Source organism: Caulobacter sp. GW821-FHT12D05 (assembly GCF_058807295.1).
This window is the reverse complement of the sequence record NZ_JBXAQO010000004.1, coordinates 653,607-672,021: the sequence shown is the minus strand read 5'-3', so window position 1 is coordinate 672,021 and position 18,415 is coordinate 653,607. Positions and strand designations below refer to the sequence as shown.

17 protein-coding genes and 1 riboswitch are annotated in these 18,415 nt (G+C 68.5%); of the genes, 5 read left to right on the top strand and 12 right to left on the bottom strand.

Going from position 1 to position 18,415, the window contains the following annotated elements; all coding sequences use genetic code 11:
* The first annotated feature begins 45 nt into the window (after nucleotides 1-45).
* Nucleotides 46-1,368 (top strand): MFS transporter, encoded by a 1,323-nt coding sequence (locus tag AC1RRR_RS21365; protein WP_492815879.1) that lies wholly within the window; start codon nucleotides 46-48, stop codon nucleotides 1,366-1,368.
* Here the strand turns inward: AC1RRR_RS21365 and AC1RRR_RS21360 are convergent.
* The 9 genes from AC1RRR_RS21360 to AC1RRR_RS21320 all read right to left on the bottom strand — a co-directional run bounded on the left by AC1RRR_RS21360 (nucleotide 1,340) and on the right by AC1RRR_RS21320 (nucleotide 10,880).
* The gene (locus AC1RRR_RS21360) at nucleotides 1,340-2,092 is read right to left on the bottom strand and encodes a dienelactone hydrolase family protein (RefSeq protein ID WP_492815878.1); all 753 of its coding nucleotides are present in this window, start codon (nucleotides 2,090-2,092) and stop codon (nucleotides 1,340-1,342) included. The genes AC1RRR_RS21365 and AC1RRR_RS21360 overlap by 29 nt on opposite strands.
* A gap of 18 nt (nucleotides 2,093-2,110) precedes the next feature.
* Entirely contained in the window at nucleotides 2,111-3,700 is a 1,590-nt protein-coding gene (gene purH / locus AC1RRR_RS21355) for a bifunctional phosphoribosylaminoimidazolecarboxamide formyltransferase/IMP cyclohydrolase (protein WP_492815877.1), read from the bottom strand.
* 28 nt (nucleotides 3,701-3,728) lie between these two features.
* Nucleotides 3,729-3,809: riboswitch (ZMP/ZTP riboswitch) on the bottom strand.
* An 892-nt stretch (nucleotides 3,810-4,701) separates the two neighbouring features.
* A complete protein-coding gene (locus AC1RRR_RS21350; protein ID WP_492815876.1) occupies nucleotides 4,702-5,265 on the bottom strand; it encodes a hypothetical protein in 564 nt (187 codons plus the stop codon).
* Between the two features lie 33 nt (nucleotides 5,266-5,298).
* Nucleotides 5,299-6,294 carry a hypothetical protein gene (locus tag AC1RRR_RS21345; protein ID WP_492815875.1) on the bottom strand — a complete coding sequence of 332 codons (996 nt, stop codon included), beginning with the start codon at nucleotides 6,292-6,294 and terminating at the stop codon, nucleotides 5,299-5,301.
* 121 nt (nucleotides 6,295-6,415) lie between these two features.
* Nucleotides 6,416-6,700: a hypothetical protein gene (locus AC1RRR_RS21340; protein WP_492815874.1), complete on the bottom strand. Its 285-nt coding sequence runs from the start codon at nucleotides 6,698-6,700 to the stop codon at nucleotides 6,416-6,418.
* Nucleotides 6,701-6,705: 5 nt separating this feature from the next.
* Nucleotides 6,706-8,436 (bottom strand): heparinase II/III family protein, encoded by a 1,731-nt coding sequence (locus AC1RRR_RS21335; protein ID WP_492815873.1) that lies wholly within the window; start codon nucleotides 8,434-8,436, stop codon nucleotides 6,706-6,708.
* A gap of 9 nt (nucleotides 8,437-8,445) precedes the next feature.
* Entirely contained in the window at nucleotides 8,446-9,105 is a 660-nt protein-coding gene (gene rpe, locus AC1RRR_RS21330) for a ribulose-phosphate 3-epimerase (protein ID WP_492815872.1), read from the bottom strand.
* A gap of 37 nt (nucleotides 9,106-9,142) precedes the next feature.
* Nucleotides 9,143-10,423 carry an RsmB/NOP family class I SAM-dependent RNA methyltransferase gene (locus tag AC1RRR_RS21325; protein ID WP_492815871.1) on the bottom strand — a complete coding sequence of 427 codons (1,281 nt, stop codon included), beginning with the start codon at nucleotides 10,421-10,423 and terminating at the stop codon, nucleotides 9,143-9,145.
* 49 nt (nucleotides 10,424-10,472) lie between these two features.
* Complete coding sequence (locus AC1RRR_RS21320) at nucleotides 10,473-10,880, bottom strand: hypothetical protein (RefSeq protein ID WP_492815870.1); 408 nt, start codon at nucleotides 10,878-10,880, stop codon at nucleotides 10,473-10,475.
* A 91-nt stretch (nucleotides 10,881-10,971) separates the two neighbouring features.
* On the opposite strand from AC1RRR_RS21320, the gene AC1RRR_RS21315 reads away from it, so the two are divergent.
* The gene (locus tag AC1RRR_RS21315; protein WP_492815869.1) at nucleotides 10,972-11,211 is read left to right on the top strand and encodes a DUF1674 domain-containing protein; all 240 of its coding nucleotides are present in this window, start codon (nucleotides 10,972-10,974) and stop codon (nucleotides 11,209-11,211) included.
* A 207-nt stretch (nucleotides 11,212-11,418) separates the two neighbouring features.
* Here AC1RRR_RS21315 and AC1RRR_RS21310 read toward each other — a convergent pair whose 3' ends face one another.
* The gene (locus AC1RRR_RS21310; RefSeq protein WP_492815868.1) at nucleotides 11,419-13,512 is read right to left on the bottom strand and encodes an amidohydrolase family protein; all 2,094 of its coding nucleotides are present in this window, start codon (nucleotides 13,510-13,512) and stop codon (nucleotides 11,419-11,421) included.
* 96 nt (nucleotides 13,513-13,608) lie between these two features.
* On the opposite strand from AC1RRR_RS21310, the gene ggt reads away from it, so the two are divergent.
* A complete protein-coding gene (gene ggt, locus AC1RRR_RS21305; RefSeq protein WP_492815867.1) occupies nucleotides 13,609-15,369 on the top strand; it encodes a gamma-glutamyltransferase in 1,761 nt (586 codons plus the stop codon).
* 126 nt (nucleotides 15,370-15,495) lie between these two features.
* Here the strand turns inward: ggt and pyrF are convergent, their stop codons facing one another.
* Nucleotides 15,496-16,185: an orotidine-5'-phosphate decarboxylase gene (gene pyrF / locus AC1RRR_RS21300; protein ID WP_492815866.1), complete on the bottom strand. Its 690-nt coding sequence runs from the start codon at nucleotides 16,183-16,185 to the stop codon at nucleotides 15,496-15,498.
* Between the two features lie 84 nt (nucleotides 16,186-16,269).
* Here pyrF and AC1RRR_RS21295 point away from each other — a divergent pair, with 84 nt between their 5' ends.
* Both AC1RRR_RS21295 and AC1RRR_RS21290 read left to right on the top strand, forming a co-directional pair.
* On the top strand, nucleotides 16,270-16,965 hold the full coding sequence (locus AC1RRR_RS21295) for a MarC family protein (protein ID WP_295111207.1): 696 nt from the start codon (nucleotides 16,270-16,272) through the stop codon (nucleotides 16,963-16,965).
* A gap of 2 nt (nucleotides 16,966-16,967) precedes the next feature.
* Nucleotides 16,968-18,209 (top strand): UbiH/UbiF/VisC/COQ6 family ubiquinone biosynthesis hydroxylase, encoded by a 1,242-nt coding sequence (locus AC1RRR_RS21290; protein WP_492815865.1) that lies wholly within the window; start codon nucleotides 16,968-16,970, stop codon nucleotides 18,207-18,209.
* Here AC1RRR_RS21290 and AC1RRR_RS21285 read toward each other — a convergent pair whose 3' ends face one another.
* Nucleotides 18,210-18,407: a Trm112 family protein gene (locus AC1RRR_RS21285; protein ID WP_454713630.1), complete on the bottom strand. Its 198-nt coding sequence runs from the start codon at nucleotides 18,405-18,407 to the stop codon at nucleotides 18,210-18,212. It lies immediately after the preceding gene.
* Nucleotides 18,408-18,415: the final 8 nt, after the last annotated feature.

Genomic DNA, 18,415 nt, shown 5'->3' with positions numbered 1-18,415 from the left:
GCCTTCTCTCGCTTACGAGGGAAGGCGGAGAGGGAGCAGTTGCGTATGGACCAGGGCGATCGTCGGCGAGCAGCCTGGATCCTGTACGAGTGGGCGCAGCAGCCGTACTGGGCGCTGATCGCCACCTTCATCTTCACGCCCTATTTCGCCGCCGGCTTCGTCGGCGACCCGGTGCGGGGGCAGAGCCTGCTGGGCTATGCCGGGGTGGTGTCGGGCCTGGCCATTGCGATCCTGAGTCCGCTGCTGGGCGCGACGCTGGATGCTCGGCGCAACCCGCGAGCCTGGCTGATTGGCCTCGCCTTTCCGTTTGTCATCGCCAGCGCCCTGCTGTGGCTGGCCGTTCCCGGCGAGACGAGCCGCATCCCGCTGATCCTGGGCTGCCTGGTCGTGGCCGGGGTGGCCGCCGAGCTGGGGGTCACGGTGATGAACGCCCTGCTGCCGGTGATCGCCAAGCCGGGGCAGCTGGGACGCCTGTCGGGCACCGCTTGGGCGTTAGCGTACGTCGGGGCGCTGGTGACGCTGTTCATCGTCCTCTTCTGTTTCTCGCTGCCCAAGGTCCCGATGCTGGGCCTGTCGAAGGCGCTGCACGAGCCGGACCGGATCGTCGGGCCGCTGGTGGCCGTGTGGTTCCTGGCCTTCGCCTGGCCGCTGATGTTGACCGCGCCCAAGCCCTCGGCCGGAGCCGGCGACAAGCCGCTGGCCGAGCTGTGGGCGACCCTCAAGAGCCTGCCGAGCCGTCCGCACATGGCGACCTTCCTGCTCGGCCGGATGCTGCTGGGCGATGGCATTTCCAGCTTCATCGCGTTCGGCGGCGTGCTGGCGGCGGGCCTGTTCGGCTGGACGACGACGCAGCTGGGCCTCTATGCGATCCTCCTGTCGGTCGCCGCCGGCATCGGCACCTTCATCGGCGGCCGGGTCGACCAGAAGATGGGCTCGAAGGCCACCGTGCTGGTCGCCACGGGCGTCATCCTGTTCGGCGCCATCGGCGTCGGCATGGTCGGCAAGGATACGATCTTCTTCGTTATCCCCGTCGCCCCCGCCCAGGCCGACCAGGCGCTGTTCGCGAGCATTCCCGAGCGGATGTTCCTGTTCTTCTCGATGTTCGTCGGCCTGACCTTCGGTACGGCCCAGTCCTCCTTGCGCGCCTGGATGGCCGAGCTGGCCCCGCCCGGCGAGACCGGCCGGTGGTTCGGCCTCTACGCCCTGTCGGGCAAGGCCACCGCCTTCCTGGCCCCGCTGGTCATCGCCATCGGCACCAAGCTGGCGGGCGACCAGCGCATCGCCGTCGTCGTCTCGGCCCTGTTCATGGCCCTGGGCGCCAGCGTCCTGGCCAGAGCGCCTAGCCGCAGGCCTGAAGCGCTCCCGTAAAGTAGGTCCGCACCTGCTCGAACAGGTCGGGCCGGTAGCGGGCCCGAGGGTCGTTGGCCTTGTTGTCGTCGAAGGCGTGGGTGGCGTCGGCCAGGAACAGCTGGTCGACGGTCAATCCGTCGCGCGCCAGCCGGTCAAGGGCCAGTTTCGGCGCCTTCCAGCCGACCACCTGGTCCTTGCCGGCCACCACCGACCAGACCGGCGCGGCCGCCCCCGTCCAGCCATGGCGGGTGGTCAGGGCCGGATAGCCGGCGAACGGATAGACCAGCATCGAGCCCTTCACCGCCCGGCGCAGGCGGTCGGGCGCGGCGTCGGCCAGACCGGTGATCTGCGGCGCGCGCTGGCCCATGGCGTAGGCGTCCATGATCGTCCAGCCGCCATGGCTCCAGCCGGCCAGGAAGACCTGCTGGGCGTCGGCCCAGGCCTGCCCCTCCAGCCAGGCCAGCATGGCGAAGACGTCGGCCGCTCGCTTGCCGCCGCGTAGCCGCAGGCCCGTGCAGACGGTCAGCTTGGCGTCCGTCAGGGAGAGGCCGCGCGGCTTCAAACTGTCGACCACCACGGCCGCCCAGCCGGCCGCGACGGCCGTCCGGGCGTAGTCCTCGAGGAACGGCGTCTTGCCGCCGCAGCCGTGGAAGATCAGCGCCACCGGAAACGGCCCCAGGCCCGCGGGCTTGAAGACCCGCGAATGCTTGGCGACCTGTTCTCCCCAGACGGCGCTGTCCATGTTCACCTCAGAGACGTGCTAGTGACGGAACACTCGCACACCGGTGAAGGCCATAGTGAGGCCAAGCTTGTCGGCCGCCTCGATCACTTCCGGATCGCGCATCGAGCCGCCCGGCTGGATGATCGCCGTGGCGCCCGCTTCCGCCGCCTGGATCAGGCCGTCGGCGAACGGGAAGAAGGCTTCCGAGGCGCAGGCGCAGCCCTTCAGGTCCAGGCCGAAATCGGCCGCGCGCAGGGCCGCGATACGAGCGGAGTCCTTGCGGTTCATCTGGCCGGCTCCGACGCCCAGGGTCTGGCCGGCGCGGGCATAGACGATGGCGTTGGACTTGACGTGCTTGCCGACGGTGAAGGCGAACAGCATGTCGCGGATCTCGTCTTCCGTCGGCTGGCGCTGGGTGACGATCTTCAGGTCGCTGGCCTTGATCCGCGCGTCGTCCCGCGATTGCACCAAGAAGCCGCCGGCCACGCTCTTGAAGGTGTCGCCGGTCGACAGCGGGTCGGGCAGGCCGCCGGTCACCAGCAGCCGCAGGTTCTTCTTGGCCGCGAACACGGCGATGGCGTCGTCGTCGGCCTCGGGGGCGATGACCACCTCGGTGAAGATCTCGACCATGGCCTCGGCCGCCTCGCGGGTCAGGCGCGAATTGACCGCCACGATGCCGCCGAAGGCCGAGGTCGGGTCGCAGGCCAGGGCCCGCTCATAGGCCTCGCGCTGGCTGCCGCCGACCGCCACGCCGCACGGATTGGCGTGCTTGATGATCGCCACGGCCGGACCGGCCGCCGGATCGAACTCGGCGATTAGCTCGAAGGCCGCGTCGGTGTCGTTGATGTTGTTGTAGCTGAGCTCCTTGCCCTGCAGTTGGGTCGCCGTGGCCACTCCGGTGCGCGGGTTCGGGAACGTGTAGAAAGCCGCCTTCTGGTGCGGGTTCTCGCCGTAACGCATGGTCTGGCGCAGCTCGCCGGCGATCGCCTTGCGGGCCGGGAAGTCCTGCTCCAGCGCCTGGGCGAACCAGGCCGAGATCGCCGCGTCATAGGCCGCCGTGCGGGCATAGGCGCGGGCCGCCAGGGTCTGGCGCAGGGCCAGGGTGGTGCCGCCGGCCTTCAGGGCTTCCAGCACTTCGGCGACGTCCGACGGGTCGGTGCAGACGGCGACATAGCCGTGGTTCTTGGCCGCCGAGCGGATCATGGCCGGGCCGCCGATGTCGATGTTCTCGACGCACTCGGCGTAGCTGCCGCCCTTCGCGACGGTCGCCTCGAACGGATAGAGGTTCACGTACAGGATATCGATGCCGCCGATGCCGTGGTCGGCCATGGCTTGCGCATGTTCGGGGGCGTCGCGGACGCCCAGCAGGCCGCCGTGCACCACCGGGTGCAGGGTCTTGACGCGGCCGTCCATCATCTCGGGGAAGCCGGTCAGGTCCGAGACGTCCTTCACGGGGATCCCGGCCGCGGCGATCGCGGCCTTGGTGCCGCCGGTCGAGACCAGCTCGACGCCGGCGGCGTGCAGGACCTGGGCGGCCTCGACCAGGCCGGTCTTGTCGGAGACCGACAGCAGGGCGCGCTTGGGGGTGACCAGATCGGGGGCGGACGGATAGTCGGGGGCGGCGGGCACGGCGGACTCCTCGGGTTTCGTGATCGGAAATGGGAGCCCAGGCGCGCGGCTTATGAGGTCCGCGCTCCCCGGTGGTTTCCCACCTTCAACGCCAGTCACGCGAACGCGGCGGAAAATACGGGGGCGGGCGGGGGAGTCAATCAACTCCTCCCTTCCGTTGGCGGATGGGGAAGGGGCGGGGATGGGGTGACTGCTGAGCCGGCGGCTGCGCGCTGCATCAACCGCCGTATTCACCCCCACCCCTGCCCCTCCCCCATCGAGGGGGAGGGAACGTGTTTCATCGACCTCGCACCGTGCGGCTGCGGGGGTGAGAAAGGGACTGCGGAGCGCCGGGCCGCGCCCGGAGTGTTGAGTGTTGTTACCGTTTCGACGAAGCCCGAACGCTCCGCGCAGCCGTTATCCGATGAGCCCTCGACGCGCGGGGTCTTAACCCGCTTCCGAAAGAGGCCCCCGACGGGCGGGCCAGGGCGACGACCCCGGTTCCGGAATGCAGAGGCGGTTTCAGCCCCTGCCTGCCGCGCTCGCCGAACCCTCGCCGCCAGGCTTCGTCCCGATGTTTCAGGGAGCCTGCCGCTGGAGCCGTCGCGAAGGGACTTCCCGAAAGAAGCCCGACGAGCACTACCCGCTCGACCACCCCCGACAGCCGTCACGATCGCCGGCCGGACGTCCCTTCCGCGCCATCGGGTGAGGAAGAGTATGGGGGTGGTTCTGAACGCGGATCATTCAGCGGCGTGTAAAATCTACAAGCGATTGATTTCGCTGGGTTCGATCTCGCGAACGCCGAGAATAGAACCCCGCCAATCCCCATAGTCACCCTCTCCCATAGGGAGAGGGAGGGACCCGCGCAAAGCGCGGGAGGGTGAGGGGTTACACCCTCGACCGTACGAAGCGCCGCCAAAGCCGCCGGGGATTTTCCAGCTGCCGCCGAAACCCCTCACCCTCCCACCGCTACGCGGCGGGCCCCGCCCTCTCCCCATGGGAGCATCGAATAGTTCAAGAACCTATCCGTTGGGCGGGGACTGTTCGCTGGATCGCTTAAGGGCCTCGTATTCTGCGGGTGATCTTACCTGTGCTGCCTTACGCTCCAGAGCGTCCGCGCGACTGCGATCATTTGCTAAGGCCTGTGCTTCAGCCATGGAAACGTTCAACTTTAGCAAAGATTTTAGACCCACAAATGCGGGGTATAGGCGCGCTAGAACTACGCCGAAGCCGAAGCCACCGATTGCTATCGAAATTCGATAGAAGATCTCGTTGTCGAGGTGGATTCTGCGCCACTCAAAGACAAATTTAGCGCTATCCTCTCCAAAAACTTTCGCCCCTACGATCCCCGCTGTGGACAGGCCAGCGAAGAGAAACAATACCCCCCAGAAAGTCATTTGGGCTGAAAGGGCCGCTCCGTAGTCCTTCACGCGTTTGGCGGAAAAGCCATCGCCACGCAAAATGGTCGCAGTCAGCGTCATGGCAGGCAATAAGCCGCCCATCAGCAACGCGAGAAGGGCTATCAGCTCCTGCGTTGCTGCTCGAATTCCGGCTCGCGGAAGCAACAGCCAAAGAGCCGCGCTCAAGCACCCGGCAATCAGGAGTCTTAGTAGTCCCATTTAGGTTAGATCGATGGAGCTCTTCGCCGCCCACGCATTTAGCGCCGAAACAAGCGCATAGGTGGCTGCCTGCCAGTCGATCAAGCCTCCTGTTTCTGTGACCTCAGCTGTGTGGACCAACTGTATCAATTTCCCGTCGGTTTTCCCATCGCTGGAGACCAAGCGTACGTCCCCATCTGTCGCCATCTCAGCGAACGCCTTCTCGATAAGGCCTGCTTGAAGTTCGGCCTCTGTTTTTCGTCTCGTCGAAGCGACCGTAACTTCTAGACGTGCCCTTAGTGCGAGGTCGCTGCTCAAGTTGGCGCGTAACTTCTCGATTTCCGCCTCGTCAGCGCCTGCAGCCTTCATCATGTCGAGGACGCGCCAGCCCTGCGCAAAGAAGTCGCTCATTCTCTTGTTCACGGCGCGACTGGTCTTGGCTGGTAGGTCAGTAGAGTCGCTTTCTCCCTGAAGTGCAGCTTTAGGTTTGACGATGATCTTTTTTACGCCGCCAGTCAGGCTTCCCATGCCTTGGAGTTCGATCTTGGGATCCAGCGACCATAAAGCGCCGTTGGGAAGGAGCCCTGCGGCTTTGACAAGAGAATTGAGGTATCTCTCCATGCTGGAGTTGCGAAATCCAAGCCTCTCTATAGCCGCTATGTGGTTGTCTTTAATTAGAATATAAGCTGGTTCGTCTAAAGATGCCTCATCTGCGCCCAGCTCTTTAGGTATTACGGTAGCAACTGGCTGCGGTGCCTTGGGATGAATCCAGGTAGGCAGTGTGCTTCGACCATCAAGATGCATGATGTCTGCAACGAATGCATCGCCGACGGTATCGGAGAAATTCAGGCAACCCTTATGGTTGCCGTCCTCAGTTATCGGAAATATTCGCTTGCGAGCATCTTGGCCGTGAGCGCCGACCATTACCGCATTTAGCGTCTTCTGTAGGTTTTCAGTACCGTCGCCACCCTCAAGTTTGGCTTTGCGGTAGTGAATGCGAACAGTGCGCGATCCCATATTTGCTCCCCCCAAGCTTTTCTGCTTCCGGAGGATGAGGGCATGTGCCTCAACCTGTCCAGCGTGTGGTCGCGGTTGTGAAGGCAGCAAAACCTTAATCGGGTTGATCTTTATGCGGGTTCTACCCCCCAACCCGCTCCCGCACTGCCTTAAACACCATCGCCATCTCGATATGCGTGTGCACGTACCCGTGCTCGAACAAGTACGTCAGCATCCGGTCGTAGGCGTCGTCATAGTCCGCCATCGGCACGCTGCCGGGCGTCCTGGCCTCGCGCTCCAGCACCGCCAGAACCTCCGGGGCGCCCGTCGTCAGGGCGGCGATCACCTCGGATACCTCGTCGTCGGTATAGTCCGGCACGTGCCGCGCGCGGCCGGGGTCCAGGAGCGGTCTGCGGTCGAAGCCCATGGCGCCTAGCCCTCCGCCCGGGTGAGTTTCCAGCGGATCTTGGCGCCGACTTCCGGGCGCACCTGGCTCTTGAGCACGATCTGGCCGGCCTTGCGGGCCAGGCCGTGGTCGAAGTGGGCCGAGGGGGCGATCTCGACGTCGACGGCGTCGTTGCGCAGCCACCAGCCGATGTTGTTGGGGCCTCGGATCAGGACGCTCTTGCCGTCGCGGGCGATCGAGGCGCGGGCCTCGGGGTGCAGGTGGAAGCGCACCGCGAAGGGCAGGTAGCGGCGGGGGCCATCGGCGGCGCCGGGGTCGGCGGCCAGGGGGGTGAGGCTGTCCTCGCCGCGCAGCTCGTCGGCGACGGCGTCGAGGAACAGGCGGCGGGCGTGGCTGAGGCCGACATGGCGCCAGCCGTCGTGGACGATGTCCAGCCAGACGCCGCCGACGTCGTCGTGGCGCTTGGCCTCGACCTTGGTGGCGCCATCGACCAGCCAGGGTCCCAGGGCCTTGGCGCGGAAACCCGACAGCGGCCGGCCGGCCGAGCCGTCGCCGGCGCTGACGGTGGAGGCCGCGTCGGAGAGGCGGAAGGCGTTGGCGCCGGTGGCCTCGGGGCTCCAGCCGCAGCTGGTGATCAGGCGGTCCTTGGCGCAGACGATCTCGACGGCGGCCGGCTGGGCGCAGGCGGCGACACTGAGGGGGCCCAGCGGCGGGCGGCCGCAGTCGGCGATGACCTCCAGGCTGCCGCCGACCATCTTGTGATAGCCGCTATGCGGGGCGGCGTTCAGCGGGCGCGGGCCGGCGTCGTCATGGGCCAGGGCGGCGGCGATGCGCTGCGGGGCGATGGCCTCGCCGCCGTGGAAGGCCGCCAGGTGCCCGTCGCCGAGGGTGAAGAACCGCGCGGCCGTGGAGAGGCGGTCGATGGCGCGCGAGAGGCTCTCAGGGGAAGGGCGGCCGCGCTGGCCCAGGGCGTCGTCCAGGGTCAGGAGGTCGAACAGCAGCTCGACGCCGGCCTCGGGGCTGCGGGTGGCGTGGCCGCCGTCGGGCAGGACCATCGTGTCGATGTGGCGGGTGATCGCCTTCAGGCCCTTGTCGATCAGGGCCTCGCTGGACTTGCCGGCCAGGGCGCAGCCGGCGACCGTGGCGGCGACGGCGCGCTCCAGGGCGCGTTCGGGGCTGGCCTTGATCTCCAAGAGGTGGCGGCCCTGGCGGGCCAGGTCCTGGGTCAGGTCGGCGATCTCGGCGTCGCTGCCCTCGGCGGCCAGGATCTTGGCGGCGCAGGCCAGGTGGAAGACGCGGCGTTCCAGGCAGTCGGCGCTCCACGAGAAGGCGTTCCACTTGCCGAACACCCGGCGCCAGTCGTCGAGCAGGCGTAAGGCGCGGCGGGCGCCGTCCGAGCCGGCGGCGGTCAGGTCGGGCAGCCAGTCGAAGCGGTGCAGGCTGACGGCGAAGCGGCGTGAGGGGCTGGCGGTGTCGAACGGGTCGCCATCGGGGCCCAGGCGCAGGGTCCCGCCGTCTAGGGTCAGGGTCCCGGCCAGCATCTTCTTGCCGTGATCGGCATTGGCCGGGCGCGGGTCGCGGGGACGGGCCGAGAGGCCCTCGGGCCGGGGCAGGGCGATGGCCAGGCGGTGGGGGCCCGAGCCGAACCACTCACGCTGGACGTGGCCGGAAAGCTCGGCCGTGACGGCCTTCCATAGGACGCCGCCACGCCGGGGCGTGTTCGAGGATAAGCCGTTGGCGGAACGCTTGACGGCCATCGTTTGGGGTCAGCCGCCCTTCAGCGCGCGAATGTTGTCGGCATAGGCGGCGGGGCCGCCCTTGAACACCGCCGAGCCGGCCACGAGGGCCGTGGCCCCGGCGGCCACGCATTGTGGGGCGGTGGCGGGGGTCACGCCGCCGTCGACCTCGATGATGATGTCGAGGCCCGCCTTGTCGACCATCTTGCGCAGGGCCTCGACCTTGCGCAGCTGGCCGGGGATGAAGCTCTGGCCGCCGAAGCCGGGATTGACCGACATCACCAGCAGCAGGTCGACGTCCTCGAGGATCCACTCGACATGGTCGATGCTGGTCGAGGGGTTGAACACCACACCGGCCTTGGCGCCCAGCTCGCGGATGCGCTTCAGGGAGCGGTGCAGGTGCGGGCCGGCTTCCGGATGGATGCTGATCAGGTCCGCCCCGGCGGCGCGAAACGCCTCAAGGTAAGGGTCCGCCGGGCTGATCATCAGGTGCACGTCGAACGGGATCTTGGCGTGCGGCCGGATGGCTTTGACGATGTCGGGACCCAGGGTGATGTTGGGCACGAAGTGGCCGTCCATCACGTCGACATGCACCCAGTCGGCGCCGGCCGCCTCGATGGCGGCGACTTCCTGCCCGAGCTTGGCGAAGTCGGAGGCGAGGATGGAGGGGGCGATGATCGGCGCGGTCATGATCCTGGGATAGCCGCCCCGCGCCGATCTGTCAGCCCTAGAGCTTCTTGAACCTTGCGGCGAAGAAGCCGTCCTGGCCGCCGTCCCGGTGGTGGGGCAGGAGGCGCAGAGTCCCTCGGGCGGTCAGGCTGGCCTCGGGAGAGCCGCCTTCGCCGGGCTGGATGGGCTCCAGCGCCATGTCCTTGCGGCGGGCCAGGAAGGCCTCGACCTGGGCCTCGCCCTCTTCGGGCTCCAGCGAGCAGACGGTGTAGACCAGCTGGCCGCCGGGCTTGAGGCGGTCGGCGGCGCTGTCCAGGATCTTGGACTGCACGCCCGCCAGGCTGGCGACGTCGCTCGGCCGCGCGGCCCACAAGACGTCCGGATGCCGGCGGAAGGTGCCGGTGGCCGAGCAGGGGGCGTCCAGCAGGATGGCGTCGAAGGTGCGCGTATCCTCCCAGACGGCGGCGTCGGCGGTGACGATCTCGGCGGTCAGGCTCATCCGCTCGAGATTCTCGTCCACGCGCTTGAGGCGGGCGGCCGAGCGGTCCAGGGCGACGACGTCGGCGCCGGCCGCGGCCAGCTGCAGCGTCTTGCCGCCGGGCGCGGCGCACAGGTCCAGCACCTTGTCGCCGGGCTTGAGGGTCAGCAGGCGGGCCGGAACGGCGGCGGCGGCGTCCTGCACCCACCAGGTCCCGTCCTCGAAGCCCGGCCAGCCGGCCACGTCGCCCTTGCGGCGTACGCGCAGGGAGCCGCCAGGCAGCGCTTCGGCTTCGAGCGCTTCGGCCAGGGCCGCGACATCGGCCGAAGGCTTCAGCGACAGGTCGGTGGCGGGCTCGATGGCGATCTGGGCGGCGATCTCGCGGGCGGTGGCCTCGCCGAACGCGGCGACCCAGCGGGCATAAAGCCACGGCGGGGCCAGCAGGGCCGGATCGTCGTTGGGCGAGCCATCACGCAGCAGGCCGCGCAGCACCGCATTGACCAGGCCCTTGAACGGACGGCTGGTCTTGTTGGCGCCGGCCAGCTCGACCGAGGTGGCCACGGCGGCGAAGGCCGGGACCTCCAGGTGGAAGGCCTGCGCGGCGCCCAGGCGCAGCAGGTTCATCACCCGGTCGGGCGGTGCCTTCTGCAGCTTGGCGGCCAGGGCGCGGTCGATGGGCCCCAAGTGGCGCAGGACGGCCATGGCCAGGGCGCGGGCGAACGCGCGCTCACGCGGTTCCAGGAAGCGGAAACCGTTGGCGGAGGCGGCTTCGTCGATGCCGCCGCGACGCGACAGGGCCGCATCGATAAGGTTCAGGGCGGCTTCCCGGGCGGGGAGGCCGTCGTTCAATTCTTGAGTCACCGCCTCGCCGTGCCCAAAGGCGACGGCGAGCGCAAGCGATTTGACGAAATCAGGCGGCCAAAGAGGGCTTCCGAATGGCCGTCGTGACCGCCGTCAGGCCGAACACGAAGAAGCCGGAGACCACCGACAGCCCGCCCACGGCCAGCAGCGGACCAAACACCGACGGCGGTCCCTTCTGGCCCAGATACATGAAGAGGCCGCTGATCATGCAGATCACCCCGACGTTCGACAGGGTGAAGTTCGTGATCTTGACCCAGTTGGGAACCCGCTGCCCCAGCAGGGCGTAGAAGGTCCCCATCAAGGCCATGCTGATCCAGCCCAGCAGATTGAGGTGCGCGTGCGCCGAATAGGTGCTGTGGTCCTTGCTGATGCTCATGGCCAGGCCCCACGAGACGCCGACCATGGCGTAGAAAGCGGCCGCGCCGAAGAAGGCGTGCGGCCAACGACTGGCAGTCATGTTCAGATCTCCCCGAACGTCGATATTCAAGGTCGGGCGTTGAACACTGCCAAACTGGCGCCCGCAACCGCGTTGGTGCTAAACTTTCGCCATGTCGCAGGATCAGCCGTCTTCGTCGCAAGCTTCGTCGCAAACCCCGGCGGACGCCTCTTTGGGCGCCGCTCCGGGCAAGGATCTGACCCCCGCCGCCCGCCGCGCGCTGGAGGAGGCCGCTGCTCGCCGCGCCGCTGAAGCCGCTGCCGCCCTGCCGACGGAAAAGGGCGGCCGCGACGGCCCCGAACCTACCCGCTTCGGCGACTGGGAGAAGAAGGGCGTGGCGGTCGACTTCTGAGGCTGGCAGGCTCCTCCGAAACATAAGGGAGGAGCGGCTTTGCGCGAGAAGCCTATCCCCATCACCGACTATCCCCGCGAAAGCGGGGACCCAAGCTGGATTTCAGGATGGGTAAGGCCGAGCGATGGTCCTCTGACTCGGCTTGGGTCCCCGCTTTCGCGGGGATGATCGGGTTGGGGGGAACTTGAGGCTGAGCTCAGGCCCGCACTAGAACTCATCCAGATGCTCGTCCGGATAGCCAAACCCGGCATCGCCATTGGCGGCCGGTTTCGCGGCAGTGGCCGGCCGCACGGCCGGCGGCGCGGCGAACGGCTCCACCCCGATCGCCGCGTAGATCTCGGACGGGAAATAGACCGCGCCGCCCTTCATCACCATGCGCGGCCGGCGGATGGCCGAGATGTCCTTCGTCGGGTCGCCGGCGACCAGGACCAGGTCGGCCAGCTTGCCGCGCTCGATCACGCCCAGGCGGTCGGTGCGCTTGAGGAACTCCTCGCTGCCCAGGGTCGCCGAACGCAGCGCCTCGGCCGGGGTCAGGCCGGCCTGGACGTAGAGCTCCAGCTCGCGCAGCATCGAAAAACCCGTGGCTTCGTCGGTGCCGGGCAGCAGGCGGATCCCCGCCTTGTGCAGCATGCCGATGGTCTCGATGACCTTGGCGAAGCCGGCCTGGTAGGCGGCGTCGTCGGCCGGGCTCTTGATCGTCACGAACGAGCGCTTGCGGTAGCGCTGGAAGCCGATCGGCATGTGCGAGAGGAAGTCCTGCTGGCCGACCTGGGTCTGGCCGGCCCGGCTCAGCATCAACTGCTCGACGATGCTGGCGGTGGTGTCCAGCGCCACGCCGTGGGTCTTCATCAGGCCGACGGTCTTCTGGACCCGCGCCGAGTTGAGGTCGAGGCTGCCGGCCCGCGCCATGGCCGTCAGGCGCAGGGGTGTGCGGGTGTCTTCGGTGGGATCCAGGATCCAGCCCAGCATCAGCTGGTTGATGTGGGCGATGGCGTCGTAGCCGTCCTCGATGACGCGGTCGGGCGTGTCGAAGGCCGGCACGTGGCCCGAGACGCCCAGGCCCAGGCGATGGGCCTCGGCCGCCAGGGGTTTGACCCAGTCGGGGTTCATCGAGTTGTAGATCTTGATCTCGCCATAGCCGCGATCGGCGTACCAGCGCACGTCGGCCAGGCCTTCCTCCAGGGTTGCGGGGATGAAGCCGTTGCGGGCCGAATAGGGGCTGCGGCCTTCCAGGAAGCCGGCGGGGGCGATGCGCGGCCAGGCGATCTCGCCGCTTTCGATGCGCGGCATCAGGTCCAGCAGGAAGGCGCTGACGTTGCCCATGTCGCGCGTGCTGGTAACGCCGGCGGCCAGGTAATAGAGGCCCGAGTCCAGCGAGGCGTGCGAGTGCATGTCGTGCAGGCCGGGATAGACCACGCCGCCTTCGCCCTCGACGATAGTCTGGTCGGCCGGCGGCGGCCCGCCATCGCCCGGCAGCACCTGGGTGACGACATCGCGCATGACCACCACGGTCGATAGCGGGCCCAGGGCCCCGGTCCGGGGATCGAAGACGCGGACGTTGCGGATGCGCACCGGCGTGTCGAACCGGTGGGCCACGGCTTTCGCGATCTCGCGCATCCGCTGGCCTTCCAGGTCGGTCGCGAGATCCCGCAGCTGGGCGGCCGAGGCCTCGTAGCCGGCGCGGACGGCCATGTCGCCGTCGCCGAACTTGGCCAGCAGGCGGTCGGCCTTGTCGAGGATCACATAGGTCGGTTTGACCTGGACGCCGGTCAGCCGGATCACCCGCCCGGAGACGGCCGTCTTGCCCGCGCCCAGGGTGACCTGGCGCACCGGTGTGGCGGTCAGCTTGCCGGCCGGCAGCACGGCGATCTGGCCGCCGGGCTTGGACAGGGCGGCGCGGGCATAGATGTACGAGGCCCAGGGGCTGTCGTCGTTGACGATGTACAGCGGCGCGGCCGGAGCGGGCGTCTCGCCGGCGTCGGCCTGGCTCTTCCAGTGGGCCTTGCCGTCGGCCCAGGCGAAACTCTCCTCGACCGGCCCGCCCATCAGCGAGCTGCCCTTGATGGTCCACGACACCGGCAGGCCGCCCTTGCCCAGCACGATGTCCTCGTGGTGCTTGGGGCCCCGGCCGTTGTTGTCGACCTTGTACTCGACGGAGGTCCTGGCGCCGTCGGTCACGGCCTCGACCGAGCCGACGATCTCGCCGTTGGCGACGACCGACAGGCGTTCGGTCGAGGCAGCCTGCGCCAAGCCGGCGCTGGCTAGCATCAAGGCGGCAACGCTCAGGGCCGGAAGCTTCATCGGGTCTTCTCCAAGCTTGAGCCCGGATATTGGTCCCGAGGCGCTGGCGCCTTCTATGCGAACTTCAGCGCGCGCGCTCGGGGGTGAGCATAGTCCATGCACGGAGCATGGCTTCCCGAACCGCCGCGGTCGTGCCTAGCTGGGCTTTCCATCGCCTGGAGGCCTGCCTTGCGTCTGCTTGCTGCTCTCGTCTCTGTCGCCCTGCTGGTCGCGCCGCCGAGCCTGGCCGCGCCCGCCAAATCGAAAGCGGTCGCCGCCCGCGCGCTGGACGCCGGGGCGGTGGCCTCGCCCGACCGCTACGGGGCGCTGGCGGCGCAGGAGATCCTCAAGGCCGGCGGCAACGCCGTCGACGCGGCGGTGGCGACCGGGTTCGCCCTGGCCGTGACCTATCCCGAGGCCGGCAATCTGGGCGGCGGCGGGTTCATGACCCTGTACGTCAACGGCAAGCCCTACTTCCTGGACTATCGCGAGACCGCGCCGGCGGCGGCCTCGGCCGACATGTATCTGGGCAAGGATGGCGAGCCGATCGCGGACCTGTCGTTGTTCGGCAATCTGGCGGCCGGCACGCCGGGCACGGTGCGGGGCCTGGCCATGGCCCATAAGCGGTTCGGCAAGCTGCCTTGGGCGCGGGTGCTGGCTCCGGCCATCCGCTATACCCGCGAGGGTTTCCGGGTGAACGACCAGTTCGCCGGCGTGCTGGTCAAGGAGGTTCCGCCGCAGTTCTCCAAGACCAATTTCCGCGACTATTTCGCGCCGGTGAAGGCCGGGACGATGTTCAAGCAGCCCGAGCTGGCCGCGACGCTGGAGCGGATCGCCAAGGACGGCGACAAGGCCTTCTACGAGGGCAAGACCGCCGACCAGATCGTCGCCCAGATGCAGCGCGGGCCGGTGAAGGGGTTGATCACCAAGGCCGACCTGGCCGGCTACAAGGCCGTCTGGCGCACGCCGGTCACCGCCAAGTGGCGCGGCTACGACGTCATCACCGCCCCGCCGCCCAGCTCGGGCGGCGTCGCCCTGATGCAGATGCTGCTGATGAAGCAGGACCTGTCGCCGAGGTTCAAAGGCGTGGCGCTGAACAGCCCGCAGTATGTCCACCTGCTGGCCGAGATCGAAAAGCGCGTCTATGCCGACCGCGCCGAATATCTGGGCGATCCGGATTTCGTGAAGGTCCCGGTCTCCAACCTGATCGACCCGGCCTATGTGGCGCGGCGGGCGCGGGAGGTGGATCCCGACAGGCCTTCGCCGACCAAGGCGGTAGTTCCGGGCCTGGAGAAGCCGCAGACGACGCACTATTCGATCGTCGACCGGTGGGGCAACGCGGTGTCGAACACCTACACCCTGAACGGCTGGTTCGGCTCGGGCGTGGTGGTCGAGGGGGCGGGGTTCATCCTCAACGACGAGATGGACGACTTCTCGGCCAAGCCGGGCGCGCCGAATGTCTATGGCGTGGTCGGCGGGGCGGCCAACGCCATTGCGCCGTTCAAGCGGCCGTTGTCGTCGATGACGCCGACGATCCTGGTCAAGGACGGGCGGCCGGCCATGGTCATCGGCACGCCGGGCGGCTCGCGGATCTTCACCTGGGTGTTCCAGGTGCTGGCCAATGTCTACCATTTCAAGCTCAGCCTGAAGGCGGCCCAGAACGCGCCGCGCTACCATCATCAGCTGCTGCCCGAGAACGTGATCTTCTACGAGCCGGGGTATCCGCCGTCGGCGGCGCTGAAGGGCGCGCTGGAGGGGCGGGGCTACAAGTGGGTCGAGGACTTCAGCGGCGACATGGAGGCGATCCAGGTCGTGGGCCGGACGCCGGTGCCGGAGGCGGATCCGAGGGCGCGGGGCGTGGGGATGGTGGTGAAATAGATCCTCCCCCGCGATGCGGGGGAGGTGGCCCAGAGGGCCGGAGGGGGCTAACTCGGCCTAGGCAGCACTGGCCCCCTCAGTCGCTCCGCGACAGCTCCCCCGCATCGCGGGGGAGCATCTAGTGGCTCAGAGCCCTTTGATTTCTTCGACCACTTTCAGCGCCGCTTCGCGCGGGTCGTTCGCCGCCGTGATCGGGCGGCCGCAGACCAGGTGGCTGGCGCCGGCGCGGATGGCGTCGGCCGGGGTCGCGGCGCGGGCCTGGTCGTTCTTGGCCGACCAGTCGGGGCGTACGCCGGGGGTGACGATCAGGAAATCAGGGCCGGCAATCTCGCGAGCCAGCGCCGCCTCGTGCGGGCTCGAGACGATGCCGTCGACGCCGCATTCGATGGCCTGGCGCACACGGCGCTCGACCAGGTCGCGGGCGTTGAAGCTGTAGCCCATCTCGACCAGGTCGGCGTCGGTCAGGCTGGTCAGCACGGTGACGGCCAGGATCTTCAGGCTCGAGTCGCCGCGCGCCTTCACTGCCGCCTTCATCACCTGCGGCTCGGCGTGGACCGTCAGCAGGTCGCAGCCGCTCTGGGCCAGGACGCGGGCCGAACGCTCCACGGTCGCGCCGATGTCGTGCAGCTTCCAGTCCAGGAAGATCGACTTGCCGCTGGCCTTGAGCTCGTGGGCCAGGGTCATGCCGTCGCTGGCCAGCAGCTCCAGGCCGATCTTGTAGAAGCTGACCGCGTCGCCCAGCTGCTCGACCATGCGGCGCGCATCGTCGGTGGTCGGCAGGTCCAGCGGGACGATCAGGCGGGCGTCGGCGGTCATATTCGGTCCCCGGGGTTGGCGCGCACGATCGTCCGCCCTAGGAAGGGCGAAGCTCTGGCGCGATCTGAAAGGTAAGGACGTCGAATGACCGAGGCCAAACTCGCCGTCAACTTCTTCGTCGCGCTGTTCGCCCTGATCGACCCGATCGGCAACGTGCCGTTGTTCGCCGCCGCCACCCTGGGCGCGGCCGCCGCGGGGCGGCGAATGGTGGCCGTCTATATCGGCCTGTTCGTCGCGGCGTTCCTGATCTTCTTCTTCTTCACGGGCGTGGGTTTGCTGGCCTTCTTCGGCATCTCAATGCCGGCCTTCCGCATCGCCGGCGGCGTGATCCTGTTCATTCTGGGCCTGGACATGCTGCGCGACGACTTCACCACCATGTTCGCCGACGCGGCCGAGGGCATCGAGGGCCAGTCGGCGCGGGTCTACGCCCAGAAGCGCTTCGAGCGCCTGATCGTGCCGTTCGCCATGCCGCTGCTGATCGGGCCGGGCGCGATCTCGACGGTGATCATCTACGCCGCCGAGGCCAAGCCGTTCGGCTGGGCGGGCGTGGGCCTGGGCGTGGCGGTGATCTCGGTGGTGTCGCTGGTGATGGTGGCGGTGTTCTGGGCCGCGCCGCTGATCAGCAAGGTGCTGGGCCGGATCGGCATGAGCATCGTGGTGCGGGTGCTGGGCCTGATCCTCTGCGCCCTGGCGGTGCAGTTCGTGCTGATCGGCGTGGGCGACGCGACGCGCGGCCTGGTCCGCCAGGACGCCAAGGCCCCCTATGCGGAGACGAAGTAGCCATGGACGCGGATGTCATCATCGCGGGCGCCGGCATGGCCGGCTCCACCCTCGCTTTGGCTTTGGCGTCGGGTGGCCTGAAACCGCTCCTGGTCGACCCCCAGCCTTTCGAGGCCCAGCTGGCCCCGACGTTCGATGGCCGCAGCTCGGCGATCGCCTATTCCAGCTTCCGCCAGTGGCGCACGATCGGGGCGGGCGAGGCTCTGGCGCCCCACGCCCAGCGGATCGAGCAGATCCTGGTCACCGACGGCCGCACGCCGGGCGCGGCCTCGCGCAAGCCGCTGCCGGCCTTCCTGCGCTTTGACTCCAGCGAGATCTCGGGCCGCATCGAAGGTGAGCCGCTGGGTTACCTGGTCGAGAACCGCCGCATCCGCCAGGCCCTGGCCCAGGCGGTCACTGAAAAGCAGATCCCGGTCATCGCCCCGATGGCGGCCAAGGCGCTCGCGGTCGACGCGGCCGGCGCCCGCCTGACCCTGGCCGACGGCCGAGTGCTGTCGGCGCCGCTGGCGGTCAGCGCCGAGGGCCGGGGCTCGGTCCTGCGCAAGGCCGCCGGCATTGGCGAGATCGGCTGGAGCTATGGCCAGTCCGGCGTGGTGGCGACCGTGCGGATGGAGAAGCCGCACAAGGGCGTGGCCCACGAATATTTCCTGCCCAGCGGCCCGTTCGCCATCCTGCCGCTGACCGACAACCGCGCCAGCCTGGTCTGGACCGAGAGCACCGCGCGCGGCGAGGCCCTGCGCAATGCGTCGCCGGAGGCCTTCCACGCCCACCTGATGCGCCGGTTCGGCGACTTCCTGGGGCAGGTGACGATCGAAGGCCCGACCTTCGTCTATCCGCTGTCGCTGTCGCTGGCTGAGCGCATGGTCGCCCCGCGCCTGGCCCTGATCGGCGACGCCGCCCACGGCGTGCACCCGATCGCCGGGCAGGGCCTGAACCTGGGCCTGAAGGACGCCGCCGCCCTGGCCGAGGTGCTGGTCGAGGCCATTCGCAATGGCGAGGACATCGGGGCCGAGGCCGTGCTGGAACGTTACGCCCGCTGGCGCCGGTTCGACACGGTCAGCAACGCGGTGGCCTTCGACGCCTTCGTGCGGATCTTCTCGAACGACAATCCGCTGATGCGCCTGGCGCGCGGCGCGGGCCTGGCGGTGGTCAACCAGATTGCCCCGGCCCGCCGGTTCTTCATGCACGAGGCCGGCGGCGGGGTGGGCGACCTGCCCAAGCTGCTGCGGGGCGTGGCGCTCTAGCTAGGCGTCCAACTCGCGGGCTTCTTCCGGCAGCATGATCGGCACGCCGTCGCGGATCGGATAGGCCAGCTTGGCCGAGCGGCTGATCAGCTCGCCCTTGGCGCGGTCATATTCCAGCGCGCCCCGGGTCACGGGGCACACCAGCACTTCCAGCAGGCGCGGATCGACGTCGACGGGAGGGGGAGCGGCTTGCGTCATGGGCCCTC